Genomic DNA, 15242 nt, shown 5'->3' with positions numbered 1-15242 from the left:
TGCCTGGTACATGTCTTTATTTATACATTCCAGCTTTAATATTTTGAAATAATATGGAATATTGGAAATATATAAGATTAAAGTATCGATTTTCCTTTGAAATGTTTACCAAAATTCCGTTTAGTGATAATATGGTAGAATTGGAAGTACTTAATAACGGAGGAGATATTTTGAAAAAGGTATCTATCATTATCCCTATATATAATACTGAAGAATTTTTGGATGAATGTATTTATTCTATAATTAAGCAGAAATACGAGAATTTTGAACTTCTTTTGATTAATGATGGTTCTGGCTTGAGTTGCACAAATAAGATCAATGAACTAGAGAAGATCGATGCTAGAATAAAAGTCTTCCATCAGGAAGAACGCAAGGGTGTCGGAGCAGCTCGGAATATCGGGTTAGAAAAAGCAACCGGTGATTACATATATTTTATGGATAGCGACGACTATCTTGGCGAGAGCACCGTCCAACTCCTAGTGAAGAACATCGCAGATCATAAGATGGTTACTGGAAAACAAGTCAGGACTACACTCAGCCACGAAAATGAAGAAACGGCTGTAGCACTCGATACTGAAGTAGATCCAGACGTGTATCTTTACCAGCAAAATATCAAAAAGGCATTTAAGAATCGATCCGCATTACATAGGCTTATCTCACGCGATTTGATCAATGAAAGAAACATCCGTTTTTCTGAAGATGTAGATTGCTATGCAGATCTTTCTTTCATACTGCCATTATTAGTAGAATCTGATGAGGTTCCTTATATTAAAAATGCTTATTACTTCAAAAGGAAAAGAAATGATCCGATTACAAATCCAGCCATCATGCAGTTGGATGCAGAGAAAAAGATAAACGACTTCATCACGATCTACAATCAACTGAAAGACGACTACAGAGATAATAGTGAAGCTGCGCAATTCTTAGACAACCATATGATTAATTTTTACAGGAAAACGATTGTGACGTTCTTGAAGGATGAGCGGAACATCGATGTAATCTATGAAGACTTGGTTTCATTCGCAGCAAAATTGGACCAACAGTTGTTATCTAAGAAAAGCATCATCGTTCGCAGAGAATTGAATCCGTTAGTGAGAAATGACCGGAAGAAATACGAATCAGTCAATCGATTGCATCAACGATTAAGAAAAGTGAAATATGCTTTAAGTGGTAGAACGAAACTCTATACGCATTTATATCGATCCGTATTTACGAAGCTTCCGTTAAAAGAGAAAACAGTCTTGTTTGAAAGCTTCTTAGGGAAAAACTATTCCGATAACCCGAAATATATCTATGAATATATGCTGAAAAATCATCCAGACTACAATTTTATCTGGATTTTTAAAGAGCCTGGGAAGAACATCCCCGGGAACCCGAAGCAAATCAAACGATTCAGCTTGAAGTATTATTATTACATGGGTACTGCAAAATATTGGGTCAGTAATTCGAGGATTCCGAAGCGGTTTGACAAACGAGAAGGGAATGTCTATCTCCAGACCTGGCATGGGACTCCGCTCAAAAAGCTAGTATTCGACATGAAGGATATCCATTCGGCTAACCCGAATTACAAACGAGATGTGTACATCCAATCAAGACGCTGGGATTATCTCATCTCTCCAAACCAATATTCAACGGAGATTTTCGGCAGTGCTTTTAAATACGATAAAACCATGCTTGAGTACGGATATCCGAGGAACGATATTCTCTATACAGGGAATGATGAATCGACGATCACCGAGCTTAAACGAAAGCTCAATATCCCCGTTGATAAAAAGGTCGTCCTATATGCACCGACATGGCGGGATAACGACTTTTTTGAGGCAGGGAAATACAGATTCACCTTGCAATTGGACCTTCAAAAAATGAAGGATCAGCTCGGTGACGAGTATGTCGTTCTTTTGAGGATGCACTATTTCATTGCAAACCAGCTGGACATTTCGGAATTTGAAGGATTCGCATTCGATCTATCAACTTATGATGATATCGCAGAGCTTTATTTGGTATCAGACATTTTGATTACGGATTATTCATCTGTATTCTTTGATTATGCCAACTTGCGTCGACCGATTCTCTTTTACACGTATGATCTGGAAAGTTATCGTGATACTTTACGTGGATTCTATATTGACATTGAAGAAGATGTGCCAGGTCCTTTATTGAAAACGACGGATGAAGTAATTTCCTCGATCAACAATATCGAAAAGCTCAACAAGACATATAAAGACAAATACGAAAACTTCTACAACAGATTCTGTGCATGGGACGATGGCAAAGCATCCGAAAAAGTCGTCAAGGATGTATTTGAGGTTAACTAATAATTATATAATTTAAATGACCGGTCTCAGGGGGATCGGTCTTTTAAATTATGTTAAAATCAGGATATACAAAATTTGCTTGCTAAAACTAACAGTGTTTATTAGATTGTGGGGGACTTTATAGTGGGTTTATTTTTAAAAATACTAACAGCGTTCATCTCCTCAGTTATGTTAGCTGTCATAATTAATATCATTTTTCCTCCTCCAAAGAATCCGAGTGTAGGTTCAGTGGTAGGAGATCCATCTAGTCTTGTATTCACTTTTTCTTTACCAGTGTTTTTAGTCATAGGCGTCCCTACCTCTTTATTGATCGAGTGGATCGTTAAAAAAATGCGATTAACTAAACTTATTTTTTTATACAAGATAGTAATGTACATAATAGCAGGAGGTTTAATTGGTGGTATCGTAATATTAATTTTTCCTTTAGGACTTTATACGTCTAGATATTTATTATATTTAACTGTTGGGAGCTCTCTATTGTATTACTTAGTACTTTCTGTAGTTTTAATCTTTAGAAAATACACAAAGAAAACAGAGAGAACGATTCTGAAATAAAGGAAAGACATCTCACTTCTGAAGAATTGCAAAACTATGAAACGGTAAAAACAGTAAAACGCCAATAACTACACTACAGTATAAAGACCACCAGTTTTAGATCCATCCTAAATTGGTGGTCTTTTCATGCTCCATTAATGTGTACCTGGCACCAAAATGAAACCCAAGTACCCAAAGGGTTTTCAGTAGGTGCCAGGCACCACTTTCAACCTCTTGAGCCCCAGCGCTTCCAAAAGTGCACCAGGCACCGATTAAAAAGCCACTTGTACCAACGACTTTGAATCGGTGCCTGGTACACAGTCTTCAAACTTCTACAAATTTCATGCAGGAGATATTGACTTTATAGTGAAATACTATAAAGTTTGGAATTCTATTCTAATGAAATATCAGGAAATAGAAGTGTGAGTTGTCCGCCCGATCTTCATCACGTTATTAGGCTTCACATAATCCAGGACAATCACCTGATTCTAAATAAATTCATAAATAACTGGAATTGGTTAAAACTTTTTCATCATTTTCCAGGTATTACATACAAAACCAAATAAAGAAGGAGGGGTCGACCAACTCGAAAACTAGATTAACAGAAATATAATTTCATACACTTATAGGGGGATATACGCTAAATGAAATTGAAGTTCAACGTAAAGCACTTCCTTATGTTTTTCTCATTCATTTTTATAGGAAGTCTCTTTTTTATGCCAACAACAACTAATGCCAATGATAATATTGTAAATCCGATTCAAACCTACACTTACAATGAGATGGTCAGAGATATCAAGCTATTGGCTGAAGAACATCCAGACCTGATCGAATACAGAGTGATCGGAAAAAGTGAATACGGACGTGATATTTATGCGGTTTCACTTGGAACAGGGAGATCGACTGTCTTCATCAACGGTTCCCACCATGCAAGAGAATGGCTCACCACAAACCTGAACATGTACATGATCGATCAGTACGCACAGGCTGCTAAAGCAAATCGTACGATTGACGGATATAAAGTTAGATCAATCCTGCGCAACACTACCATGTGGTTCGTACCCATGGTCAATCCCGATGGAGTCACCCTTCAACAAAGCGGTTTAAGCGCATTTCCATCAAGTACACATGCCGGTTTGATTAAAATGAACGAAGGCAGCAGGGACTTTACCCGCTGGAAAGCCAACGCTAAAGGTGTCGATCTGAACAGACAATATGACGCTGACTGGGCAAACATCAAGAACAACAGATCAGAACCTAGCTGGTCCAACCATAAAGGAAAAGCACCACATACCGCATCTGAGACCAAGGCAATCGTCAATTTTACTAAACAGATTGATCCGGAAATGGTAGTAGCTTACCATAGTGCAGGAAAAATCCTTTATTGGAATTTCCATCAAACTGGAAGTCGATATGACCGGGATCATAAATATGCGAAAAAAATCGGGTATTACACGGGGTACCGTTTGGTTTACCCTGGTCCAAATCCATCAGGTGGCGGGATGACAGACTGGTTCGTAAGTAAGTATAAACGACCTGCATTCACACCTGAAATCGGAAATTATCCTGGAAACCGTCATTTGCCAATCTCTGAGTTCAATGCAACCTGGCAGGAAAATAGATTAGTAGGTTTGTATACAGCGGAAGAGAGCTATAAACTATACTACGCCAAGCATAAAGACGACCCAGTAGAAGTAACGGTCAAGATTGATGGTGAAACGCAAAACTTTGATCAGCCAGCGATTTTAGAAAACTATAGGACCCTCGTTCCATTAAGAGGAGTCTTTGAAAAACTGGATGCGAACGTCTACTGGACGCAATCAACGCAGACGGTCCGCGTAACGAAGGACGATACTGAAGTCATTTTAAAAATCGGTTCGAAAACCGCAAAAGTCAACGGTGAAAAAGTCACACTGGATGTAGCGCCTAAACTCGTAAACTACCGCACATTGGTGCCCCTTCGCTTTGTAACGGAAGCCCTTGGTGCTCGTGTAACTTGGGACAGTGATACCCTGACTGCTTCAATCTTTACTGTACAAGATGAAGAGCCTGCTCCAGGTGATCCTGAGTACGTCGAAGTAGGAGATGATCGATATCGTGTGGCAACGGTCATCATAGATGGTGAAGAACAAGAATATGACTTCCCGGCCATTAGTAAAAACTATCGGACGATGATTCCGATCAGTCAAAGTATCGACCATTTCGATGCTGAAATCAGCTGGAATCATGAGGAGCAAATTACCACGATCACAAAAGGTGATACAACGATTGAATTGAAAATCGGTTCTAGAATCGCAACTGTCAATGGTGAAGAGTACGAACTCGATGCAGCAGCAGAAGTGATCAGTGGAAGAACGCTCGTACCACTTCGATTCGTATCCGACCATTTAGGTGCTGAAATCGCCGATTGGAATGAAGAAACATATACGGTTAAAATCAACACCCTTCAAGAAGAACCTCAAGTTGAGGAAGCAAGTAAAGAGTCTGAAGAACAATCAAACTCAGAAGAGAAAGCTGAAGAACCAGAAAACACAGTAGACCCTTCTGAAGAAGATTCTAGCTCTAAAACCGAAGAACAAGAAACGACAGAGGAAAATGCTAAGGAAGAGCCTGCAGAAGAAACTACTGAAGCAACAGAAGAAGGGACTACAGAAGACCAGTCCCCTGAAAAGCAAGAAGAAGGAACTCAAGAAGAAAATAATGAGGAACAATCTTCAACTGACTCTGATCAGTCCAGCGAATCAGAGGATCATAATGAAGAAAAACAAAGCAGCAACGATTCCGCCCCAAAACAAGACACAAATGAACAAGAAACGGAAAACAACTAAATCCGTAAAATATCCAATAACAGGAATCTGAATTAAAAAGCAACTCAAACATCACACTTTTAATGTTTGGGTTGCTTTTTCTTGATCTTCATTACAACAGAATTATATAAGGAATAACATTAAATAAGAAAAAAGGAAATAATTAGTATTTGTCGAAGGGGTTAAATAGAAAGGAGGGGATATAAAATGGATAGGTTTATTGGTGGGACTAATTGTTTTAATTGTGAAAAGGGAATTAAATTCGAAGCTAGTTTTACAGATTTAAACTTTGAATCAGTAAATTTAAAAGCACAGGCTATAGTGCTTGGAGCTGAATGGAAAGATAATAAAAAATATTTAAGATCTGCAGTAAAAGTAGAGTGTCCAGAATGCAACCATAATAATGTGTTTGTTTTTTTAAGAGCTGAAAATGAGATATATTTCACAACAATAAAAACTGAAGAAATACCTATTTTCGGTTAAGGTCTTTAAACTTTTAGGGCACAACTGGTTCAAAGAAACCACCACTTTAATGTCTTATAGTGGTGGCTTCTTTGTGGTTTAATTACCGTGTTTATCTCACCCTGAAATCTTCATTCATCGATCGTGCCATGAATACGGCGAATTGTTCCCGTGTGATATCTTCATTGGGACCGAACTTTGTTTCGGAGACTCCTGCTGCCACTCCTGCATTGTAAAGACTAGCAATGGACTCTTCGTACCATGCGCCGGATTTAACGTCTGTAAACGGATGAGAAGTTTCCACCGGGAATTGATAGATTCGTTGCAAAACAGCTGCCATCTGACTTCTCGTCAAAGTTGCATCCGGCTCAAAGGTTGTTTCCGTCACGCCATTGAACAATCCTGCTTCAACAGCTGCTGCAATTGCCTCATAGTACTTATGATCTTCCGGTACATCAGTGAATCCTGGGTCCGGGCTGTTACCGACTTCTACATTATTGGCGCGGTTCAACAGCAATACGGCTTGCCAACGCGTCAAGTTTTCTTTGAACCCAAAACGTTCATAACCCACGCCGAACAATAAGCTTTTTTCATACAAATAATAGATTTCATCTTCTGCGTACAACCCGACATCAATATCCTTGAACTTATAACTTAAGTAGCTCGAAGCCACATAGCCTACTATTCCATTACTTGTTTTTACAGGATACCAGACGAAATGGTTCTTATTATCTACTGTCTCTTCATACATAAATGGCCCCAGGATCGTCACTACCTCGTCTTTAGCCAAATAATTCAGAATATCACTATCTGTCGTTGGACGTTCCCTCAGTTTAAGATTATTTGAAGTCACCTTCACTTGCTGACCTGCTTCCAACGCATGCTTTGTTTTCGTAAAAGGTTCACCGAAACTATATTCCATCGTCACAAATTCGATATTGTCATCACTGCTAGGGTCGTAGTCGAAATCATCCCTCGTAAATGGAAGTTCTGCAAACGACACCAAACCATAGTCTTCGACAATCTTGATGATCTTTTCTTGATATGCCTCTGTATTCCGTTCACCTGTCGCCTGGACGATAGGGCTGTTGACTGGTTTTGTCCCATTGTATGCCATCAAAGCGAAATACCAATGTTCCAATACATCCCGGTCTCCTGTTCCAATCGTCGGCAAGTCATTTCTATCAAACATATAATCTAGTGTTTCAACGCCTGCACGGATGTTATATACGATATCATCTTTAAGGAGATCTTCGTCATACCCAGATTGATTCGTAATCTGCATCATTCCGATTCCGTTGTCATCTGTTATGATTACTTCACCAATTTCATCATAATGACGCCAGTTTCCACTTTCACCCTCTGCGACTGCTTTCACAATCTCTGGCGGAATGTCAAATTCCAACGCTGCTTCTGTCAAAAGACAATTAGCCGTGCTCAAGTCAGGGTTCACCCCATCCTCTTGCACATAATCACACTTCAAGGCAATATCGTCTGCCGCCCAAGCATCCCCGTTAAAAGCAAACACAAAACACCCAACAACCCAAACAACAAAAAGCCCCTTCACAAACAACTTCACGAACTAACACATCCCCCATAAAAGTTTTTACAAAATTCGAAAGGAATTACCATAATATACATCGAAACTATGGTAACACAGTTCTCTTAATCTACCAACTCATCCAAAAGATAGAAAAATATAGTGTCAAATTTCGCAATCGTCAAAAAACTTGGGAAAATCGTCATCATTTTACAACAAATATCGTGTGGTTTGAGCATCAATTTTCCCAATATCCACAATTTACCACGTATGGTATTCTTAAATTAATACATCGTTGGAGGGTTGTCATGGTCGAAGCGACGTTAGTAACCTCAGATTTCAGTGATCAACTGAATAGTTGGTATACATATGTACTTAATAGTGATGTCGATAAAGCTATTCAAATGAAACAAGATATGTCCAGGCAATTGAAGAATTTATCTTCACAAAACTCCCCGGTCTTCTTACATGCAAAATTGATCGAATTGAGTCATGCTCTCTTATTGAAAGATAAACAACATGCAGCTAAGCTGCTAGATGAACTTGCTCCATTCGAGCAGAAATTATGTGAGAAGCTGAAATTCTATTTTTATTTCTTTAATGGTCAATACGCATATCAAAACCAAGAATATGAAGTATCATTAAATGAATACCAAGCAGCAAAGGAATACATAGAAGAAATAGAGTCTGATTTTGAAATGGCAGAGTTTCATTATAAAATTGCTTCCAGTTACTACTTTTTGCATCATTCGCTCTTATCGATTTCTCATTTAGAGGAAGCGCAGGATCTTTATGATGCATCGATTGAACGGAATATCATCCGTAATGCAGACTGTGAAATGCTATTCGGATTGAACTATCTTGATATGAAACAATATGGTCTTGCTGAAGAGAAGTTCCATTCAGCTCTTATGTATTCGCAAAAGGTGAACGATTCACAGCTCCGTAATCGCGTCCTTCATAATTTAGGGTTCTTTTACGCGGAACAAGGCCATTCTGAAGCCGCTATAAGATATTTGAAACTACTCGTTCCTGATGACAATTATGAACATTCATTGAGGGCAATCTTCCTATTGTACCGCGAATATTGTCGCCTTGGAAACCACCAAGAGGCTGAGAGTTGCTTCAAAATCGGAATGAAACAGGTAATGGAGACCTCGAATACAGAATATGAGTATAAATTTCAACTATTAGATGTCATCTTAATTCAAAACAAGATCGAGGAAAAATTGTTCTTCGAAAGCATCCTGTACTTCGAAGACAACAAGTATTGGGAAGATGTTGAGGAATATTCCAAATTGGTTGCTCAAGTCTATAGTAAAGCTAATGCACATGAAAAAGCTGTACACTATTATGAATTAGCTTTCCAGGCTCGTAATACAATAAATCAAATGGAGGCGTTAAAATGAAAACCAAATTTTTAGTAACAACGCTTGCGGTCTCTGCGCTTTTCCTTGGAGCCATTGTGTATAGCGGAGGGACATACCTTGCATCTGAAAGAGGAGCGGTAGGAGACTCGGAATCTACTGAAGTCGCATCCGAGCGTGGTGCAGTAGGAGATTTCGAATCGGCTGATGTAGCGTCCGAACGAGGAGCAGTCGGGGACGGAGCAGTTCTCGCATCTGAAAGAGGAGCGGTAGGAGATTCGGAATCGACTGAAGTTGCCTCTGAACGAGGCGCAGTAGGGGATGGCGCTATGCTAGCTTCTGAACGCGGAGCAGTTGGTGATTCCTCAGAAAACGATCAAGCATAAATAAAAAATTCATGCCCTTGTATTGGTGTCCAAACCAATTCGAGGGCTAATTTTTTCACGTAAAAAGCACTGCCACTAAGACAGTGCCTTGATCTTCGTCATATACATCTCCTGAATCATATCGACAAAAGGTTCGACAAGATCCGGATCGAACTGGGTTCCAGCACATCTCCTCAATTCTTCAATCGCTTCTTCGAATGATTTCGTTGGTTGATAAGGTCGTTCTGTTGTCATTGCATCAAACGAATCGACAATACAGAGGATCCGAGCAAGCTTGGGAATCGAGTAACCTTTCAATCCATACGGATAGCCCTTGCCGTCAAAACGCTCATGATGCAGTTCGACAAGCGGAATCGTTTCTTCAAAACCTTCGATCGATTCGACCCAATCCTTGCCCCAGGTGACATGTTTCTTCATCATTTCCCATTCTTCGAGAGAAAGCTTCCCGTTTTTCGTCAAATATTCTCGCGGGATTTCAACTTTCCCAATATCATGGACAATCGCCCCTAACGCGAGAAGATCCAATTCTTTTTCCGATAAATCAAGACGCTTCCCGAACTCATATGCATAATCGAATACACGATTGGAATGGCGATAGGTCATCAAGTCTTTGGTAAGGAAAATGTTCACATGTTGTTTCGCAATCTGCATTTTATCTTCTAAAAACACGCGACTATCATAACGGTTTTCATCTTCATATCGTTTGATCATGTTCTTGCCTTTTCGTTTTGCGATATACATCGCCTGGTCTGTCTTATAGAGAAAATCCGAACTGGTACCTTCTTTATATTCGTAAACACCGCCGGAGAAAGACAAACAGCCGTAAGGTAGGACATCCACACCCTTATAAAACGTGTCATTCATCTTTTTCCGTAACGCATTCAGCCTTTGAAAGGCCAGTGACTCATTCATATTCGGCATCAGGATGACAAATTCTTCGCCACCATATCGCGCAACGATATCCTCTTCACGGCAATCTTTTCGAATCAACTCTCCCACGTGTTTGAGCAGATTATCGCCTTCCAAATGGCCAAACGTATCATTGAACTTCTTAAAATCATCCAAATCAATGATCGCCATACTGATTGGTTCACCGGATTGATTGGCTTCAGTAACTTTTTCATCCAGAAGTTCTTTGAAATAACCATGATTAAAAAGACCGGTCAAATAATCACGATTCGCTTTTTTCGATACAGTCTGATAAAGATTGAAATACTGCTTGAAAGCGATTGAGAGAAGAAAGCCCATTGTCGTGAATAATGCAAGTCCCACATAGACATTCACTTTGATCATGAAACAGAGAATTAGGGATAATACCAACGTGATCAAATAGCTAGATGATGCTTCCTTGATCACACCGCGGAATTCATTCATGACTCCCTTAGCAAGCAAAATGAAAAAATAACCACCAATGACAATCACATTGATCAAAAAATAAACCGAAGTCCCCGTGATATAAGGGAACAAGTTTTGGAGGGAGAGGATCCCTAATTCCCCGCCTAACGATTTGAAGGTGAGAAAAGATCCGATCAGCATCAGACTGTAATTTGAAAAATTGAATAGGTGTTTCCACCAAACGGCTTTACGTTGTAGAACCATAAATAAAATCGAAGCGATCAAGAGCACCTGGAGGGAAGCTTGCAATCCGAATAAAAACAAGCAACCGATATATACTGGAGAATCCATCGACAGGGAGTTTCCTTTCGGCGGCATGAGGATCGTATAAAATTCCAACAATAAGATTGCCCCCAGAAAAAGCAGCAAAACACCCCAGGGCAAAACGGGGCTGTAATTAGTAAACAAAATAATAGCTGTCAGAGAGCTCCCAAATACAACCACCCCAGAAAGATATAGATTTACAGGTTCTTTGATTTTATGTAAAAGGTCCATTAAAATCACGCTCGTTTTCTAGAAAAGTAAAGGAGAAGCGAATGCTCCTCCTTCGTTCGCTTTTTAGACAAGTCTGAATCCTGAAGTCAATGCAACAACAGCTGAACCGATAATGAATAAGTTCATAAGGACAGTCTTCACAGACATTCAATTCACCTCCTTTAAGTCGAGTGAACGACAGATGGCTTTCGTTTGATTGTCCGTGTCACCATCAGTTTCTGGATAAAAAGAAAAATCCCGATGTTCATGATGATGTCCCCAATACTGATGACTTGCTCTCTTGGATAAAACGCTGGTAATGCAATGACGTCACCGAGAAAACCGAGATACGTCCCATCCGTCAAAGCTGTATGTTTACCGTAATATCCTTCCTGCAAAGCCTCACCATAAACAGGGTCTAATGTTTGCGCTGCCTCCAGAGATACCGGCATTCTTCCATTATTTGCCGCCATGACGATGAAATTCAAGAACACACCAATCAGAATGAGCCAGACTCCAATTCCGTGGTGGCGATTCAACCACAAAAGAGCAAGACCAACAATATAAATTAAAGTGAATACGTAAGGACTCATCTTGCCGAAAATTTCAAACTTGTTTTGCAACAGGAAAATGAGCCACTGCGTCAACAACAAGACTGGAAAGATCCAGCCATATTTTATTTTCAAATGAGAAAATCCTTTTAGATTCCCTTTTCTTAAAAAGCCGATCAGAAGTGCTGCAAGGATGCCGTCATAGACCATCAAATGTGCTCCTTACTTATTTAATAGATTGCTCACTATCGTATATATCGACAGGAGAATACTAGGTTTAATAGGTAATTTTGACCAATGGATTCTTTTCCCATATAAAAACAGAGAATCAACATTGATCCTCTTTTCAAACCATTACGAGTGAATATCAACAAAGATATTCTAGAATAATAAAGAGTTTTCATTATTCGATATAGATATGTAAAAAACTAATATTACAACCTTATAGCTAGTCCAGGACTGAAAAATGTACTGTAGGTAATTACACCTAAGGTTTATGGAAATAAAAACCAAAATACTTCCATTTTCCGTGATTTAAGTACGAGCTTTACATCTTAATTACAAAAAATATTAAAAAATCCCTATTAATGACAGGGGGACCTTGCTATAATACATTTATTATCGACAAATTTTTTTATAATACACGGGGGATACATATGGAAGAAACGATAAGCTTAAAGGAAATATTTTCGACACTACAGAAACGACTGAAACTGATCCTGTTGATCACCTTAGTGGCAACTGCCATCAGCGGACTCGTCAGTTATTTTTTGTTGACGCCGATCTATCAATCTTCATCACAGATTCTAGTCAATCAAACAACTGAACAACAAACGGTTGATATAAACCAGGTACGTACAAATGTAGAAATGATCAATACATACCGCGTAATCATCAAAAGTCCGACGATCCTGGAACAGGTCATCAACGAGTTGGACCTGGATATGAGTGTTTCACAATTGACGAATAGCATAACCGTCAACAGTGAACAAAACTCACAAGTATTCTCGATCACAGTCCAACATCCGGAACCATCGACTGCAGTGGATATCGTTAACACGGTAGGAGCTACGTTCGATGATGAAATCAAAGACATCATGAATGTCAACAATGTAAGCATTCTTTCTAGTGCAGAAGTACCTGAAAATACATCACCGGTCAATCCAAAGCCTATTTTAAACATGGCGATTGCGTTCGTAGTCGGGTTGATGGCTGGAATTGGACTAGCATTCTTACTAGAATACCTAGATAACACCATTAAAACAGAACAAGATATTGAAAATCTTTTGGATCTGCCTGTTATCGGTGTGGTACCGGAGATGAATGAAGAACAGTTCCATCAGGCAAGAAGCCGTGTTTCAAAAGCACGGGTAGGGAGTGAAAGTTTTGAAGCGTAGACAAAATCAAGCCGTACGTGATTTTAAAGAGAGAAGTCTGATCACCCATTTCAATTCAAAGTCACCGATCTCTGAACAATACCGGACGATCCGTACGAATATCCAGTTTTCATCTGCTGATACAGAATACCGTACGATGATGGTCACTTCTTCAGGACCAGGGGAAGGGAAATCGACCACTACTGCTAACCTTGCTGTTGTACTAGCACAACAAGGAAAAAAAGTGCTGCTCATCGATGCGGATCTCAGGAAACCGACTGCACACTATACTTTCCGTGTTAGTAATGCACAAGGAATTACCAATGTATTGACCAAGCAAATCCAACTTTCAGAAGGATGTCGCAAAACAGAAGTTGAGAATCTCTCAGTACTGCCTAGCGGACCGATTCCGCCGAATCCAGCAGAATTGTTAGGTTCTAGAATGATGAAAGAAATGATAAAAGAAGCATTAGAGCAATATGATGTTGTTATGTTTGATACCCCGCCAGTACTTGCGGTGACGGACGCGCAGATCCTTGCAAACATTTGTGATGGTGTGGTACTCGTAGTTGGAAGCGGCGTAACTGAAAAAGAAGCAGCAGTGAAATCAAAGGAATTATTGGAAGCAGCGAAAGCGAAGCTGCTCGGGGTTGTTTTGAACAGAAAGAAAATGAAAAAGGGACAATACTATTACTACTATGGGTCTTAAATCATGAAAAATTTATGGTTGAACCTCTTGAAAACGAGTTTGAATGCGATAAAAACCTAAATGAGCGCAGTTAAATGGGTCAAAAAGCATAAAAAAAGACGGATTCTGCAATATCTGACATTCTTTGCTATTGATTCCAAATTTAGTTATGGTAAGATAACGAATGTAGCCATTTTTTAATTGGAATAAATAGTAATAGACTGAATAGATTACCAGAATAATACTTTAGTAGTAAATTGAAAGGGGTGTTGTTGATGATTGACATTCACTGTCACATATTGCCGGGCGTGGATGATGGAGCTGCGACTTTGGAGCATAGCATCGAAATGGCCAGGAAAGCAGTTGATGAAGGGATTACGACAATCATTGCGACACCTCATCATAATGCGCATTTTCAAAATAGCAGTTCTATGATTGAAAAAGATATAATCGATTTAAACCATGCATTTGAACAAGAAGGAATAAACCTTAAGATTTTGCCTGGACAAGAACCGCGAATCAATGCGGATCTGTTGAAACAATTGGAAAATCAAGAGGTTCTTACACTCTGTAATCAAAAGAAGTATGTACATATTGAGTTGCCTTCAAACCATATCCCGAAATATACACAATCCTTACTCTATGAAATCCAACTCCAGGGACTTACACCAATCATCGTACATCCTGAACGGAATATTGAAATCGTTGAAAATCCAGACATGCTTTTTGAGCTTGTGAATGATGGTGTTCTCACACAAGTTACAAGTAGTAGTTTGATAGGAAACTTCGGGAAAAACATCCAGAAGTTCTCTCGTCAATTGATCGAACATGAGTTGACGCACTTCATTGCCTCTGATGCTCATAATATTTCGAGTAGAGCGTTCCATTTGCGGGGGGCATATGAACAAGTTGAGAAGGATTTCGGAATCAAAGCACGTTATCAATTACAGGAAAATCCAATGTTGTTAGTCAATGGGGAAAAGATCATGTCGAACCCGCCACAACCAATCAAAAAGAAAAAGTTTCTAGGAATCTTTTAGAAAAACACAAAGAAACAAGCTATCATTCGGTGATGTCTCCTTGCCGATATCAACGGAGGCACTCGGCCGTGCTGTGGGTCCAGTCACCTTAGACACAGTTGTTGTCATTAGCATGGTGTGAGGTAAGGTTAGATGCCTTGATATATTTTATTATTTGAAATTAAATATAAAATTCGATGAATAGTCAGATTTATTAGGGTTAAAACAAATTAAAATTTTCAGTTCTTACTTTGAATAAGGACTATCAGAAATACGGTACGTCTTATTGAGTGTAAGATTATTCAGAATACAAGGAATGAACAAAAAA

At 39.2% G+C, this 15242-nt stretch carries 11 protein-coding genes; 8 read left to right on the top strand and 3 right to left on the bottom strand.

From position 1 onward, the window contains the following. Nucleotides 1-101 precede the first annotated feature (101 nt). The 3 genes from KOL94_RS14915 to KOL94_RS14905 all read left to right on the top strand — a co-directional run bounded on the left by KOL94_RS14915 (nucleotide 102) and on the right by KOL94_RS14905 (nucleotide 6139). Nucleotides 102-2315, top strand: coding sequence for a bifunctional glycosyltransferase/CDP-glycerol:glycerophosphate glycerophosphotransferase (locus KOL94_RS14915; protein WP_221567186.1), 2214 nt, complete (start codon nucleotides 102-104; stop codon nucleotides 2313-2315). Nucleotides 2316-3565: 1250 nt separating this feature from the next. Beyond that, nucleotides 3566-5677, top strand: a complete 2112-nt coding sequence (locus KOL94_RS14910) for a stalk domain-containing protein (protein ID WP_260412331.1) — start codon at nucleotides 3566-3568, stop codon at nucleotides 5675-5677. A gap of 186 nt (nucleotides 5678-5863) precedes the next feature. Continuing rightward, entirely contained in the window at nucleotides 5864-6139 is a 276-nt protein-coding gene (locus KOL94_RS14905; RefSeq protein ID WP_221567184.1) for a hypothetical protein, read from the top strand. A 91-nt stretch (nucleotides 6140-6230) separates the two neighbouring features. On the opposite strand, the gene KOL94_RS25895 is transcribed toward KOL94_RS14905, so the two are convergent. Beyond that, nucleotides 6231-7646: an S-layer homology domain-containing protein gene (locus KOL94_RS25895; RefSeq protein ID WP_311775149.1), complete on the bottom strand. Its 1416-nt coding sequence runs from the start codon at nucleotides 7644-7646 to the stop codon at nucleotides 6231-6233. 320 nt (nucleotides 7647-7966) lie between these two features. On the opposite strand from KOL94_RS25895, the gene KOL94_RS14895 reads away from it, so the two are divergent. Both KOL94_RS14895 and KOL94_RS14890 read left to right on the top strand, forming a co-directional pair. After that, nucleotides 7967-9067: a tetratricopeptide repeat protein gene (locus KOL94_RS14895; RefSeq protein ID WP_221567182.1), complete on the top strand. Its 1101-nt coding sequence runs from the start codon at nucleotides 7967-7969 to the stop codon at nucleotides 9065-9067. Continuing rightward, nucleotides 9064-9411, top strand: a complete 348-nt coding sequence (locus KOL94_RS14890; protein WP_221567181.1) for a hypothetical protein — start codon at nucleotides 9064-9066, stop codon at nucleotides 9409-9411. Before KOL94_RS14895 ends, KOL94_RS14890 begins: the two co-directional genes overlap by 4 nt. A 75-nt stretch (nucleotides 9412-9486) precedes the next feature. On the opposite strand, the gene KOL94_RS14885 is transcribed toward KOL94_RS14890, so the two are convergent. Next, nucleotides 9487-11148, bottom strand: a complete 1662-nt coding sequence (locus KOL94_RS14885; RefSeq protein WP_260412330.1) for a diguanylate cyclase — start codon at nucleotides 11146-11148, stop codon at nucleotides 9487-9489. 314 nt (nucleotides 11149-11462) lie between these two features. Next, nucleotides 11463-12041 (bottom strand): DUF5317 domain-containing protein, encoded by a 579-nt coding sequence (locus tag KOL94_RS14880; RefSeq protein ID WP_221567179.1) that lies wholly within the window; start codon nucleotides 12039-12041, stop codon nucleotides 11463-11465. Nucleotides 12042-12487: 446 nt separating this feature from the next. Here KOL94_RS14880 and KOL94_RS14875 point away from each other — a divergent pair, with 446 nt between their 5' ends. The 3 genes from KOL94_RS14875 (at nucleotide 12488) to KOL94_RS14865 (ending at nucleotide 14935) form a co-directional block, all read left to right on the top strand. Further along, nucleotides 12488-13228 (top strand): YveK family protein, encoded by a 741-nt coding sequence (locus tag KOL94_RS14875; protein WP_221567178.1) that lies wholly within the window; start codon nucleotides 12488-12490, stop codon nucleotides 13226-13228. Beyond that, nucleotides 13218-13916 carry a CpsD/CapB family tyrosine-protein kinase gene (locus KOL94_RS14870; RefSeq protein WP_221567177.1) on the top strand — a complete coding sequence of 233 codons (699 nt, stop codon included), beginning with the start codon at nucleotides 13218-13220 and terminating at the stop codon, nucleotides 13914-13916. Before KOL94_RS14875 ends, KOL94_RS14870 begins: the two co-directional genes overlap by 11 nt. A gap of 254 nt (nucleotides 13917-14170) precedes the next feature. Continuing rightward, nucleotides 14171-14935, top strand: coding sequence for a tyrosine-protein phosphatase (locus KOL94_RS14865; RefSeq protein ID WP_221567176.1), 765 nt, complete (start codon nucleotides 14171-14173; stop codon nucleotides 14933-14935). Nucleotides 14936-15242: the final 307 nt, after the last annotated feature.

This window comes from Alkalihalobacillus sp. TS-13, from assembly GCF_019720915.1.
In the GTDB taxonomy this organism is placed as follows: domain Bacteria; phylum Bacillota; class Bacilli; order Bacillales; family Fictibacillaceae; genus Pseudalkalibacillus.
Note: the sequence above shows the minus strand (reverse complement) of the source record. Positions and strands in the feature narration are given on the sequence as shown.

Bases quoted from the DNA above. Each gene is read 5' to 3' on its own strand.
- KOL94_RS14905 (WP_221567184.1), top strand. From the start codon at position 5,864: ATGGATAGGTTTATTGGTGGGACTAATTGTTTTAATTGTGAAAAGGGA.
- KOL94_RS14895 (WP_221567182.1), top strand. From the start codon at position 7,967: ATGGTCGAAGCGACGTTAGTAACCTCAGATTTCAGTGATCAACTGAAT.
- KOL94_RS14910 (WP_260412331.1), top strand. From the start codon at position 3,566: ATGCCAACAACAACTAATGCCAATGATAATATTGTAAATCCGATTCAA.
- KOL94_RS14915 (WP_221567186.1), top strand. From the start codon at position 102: ATGTTTACCAAAATTCCGTTTAGTGATAATATGGTAGAATTGGAAGTA.
- KOL94_RS14890 (WP_221567181.1), top strand. From the start codon at position 9,064: ATGAAAACCAAATTTTTAGTAACAACGCTTGCGGTCTCTGCGCTTTTC.
- KOL94_RS14865 (WP_221567176.1), top strand. From the start codon at position 14,171: ATGATTGACATTCACTGTCACATATTGCCGGGCGTGGATGATGGAGCT.
- KOL94_RS14875 (WP_221567178.1), top strand. From the start codon at position 12,488: ATGGAAGAAACGATAAGCTTAAAGGAAATATTTTCGACACTACAGAAA.
- KOL94_RS14880 (WP_221567179.1), bottom strand. From the start codon at position 12,041: ATGGTCTATGACGGCATCCTTGCAGCACTTCTGATCGGCTTTTTAAGA.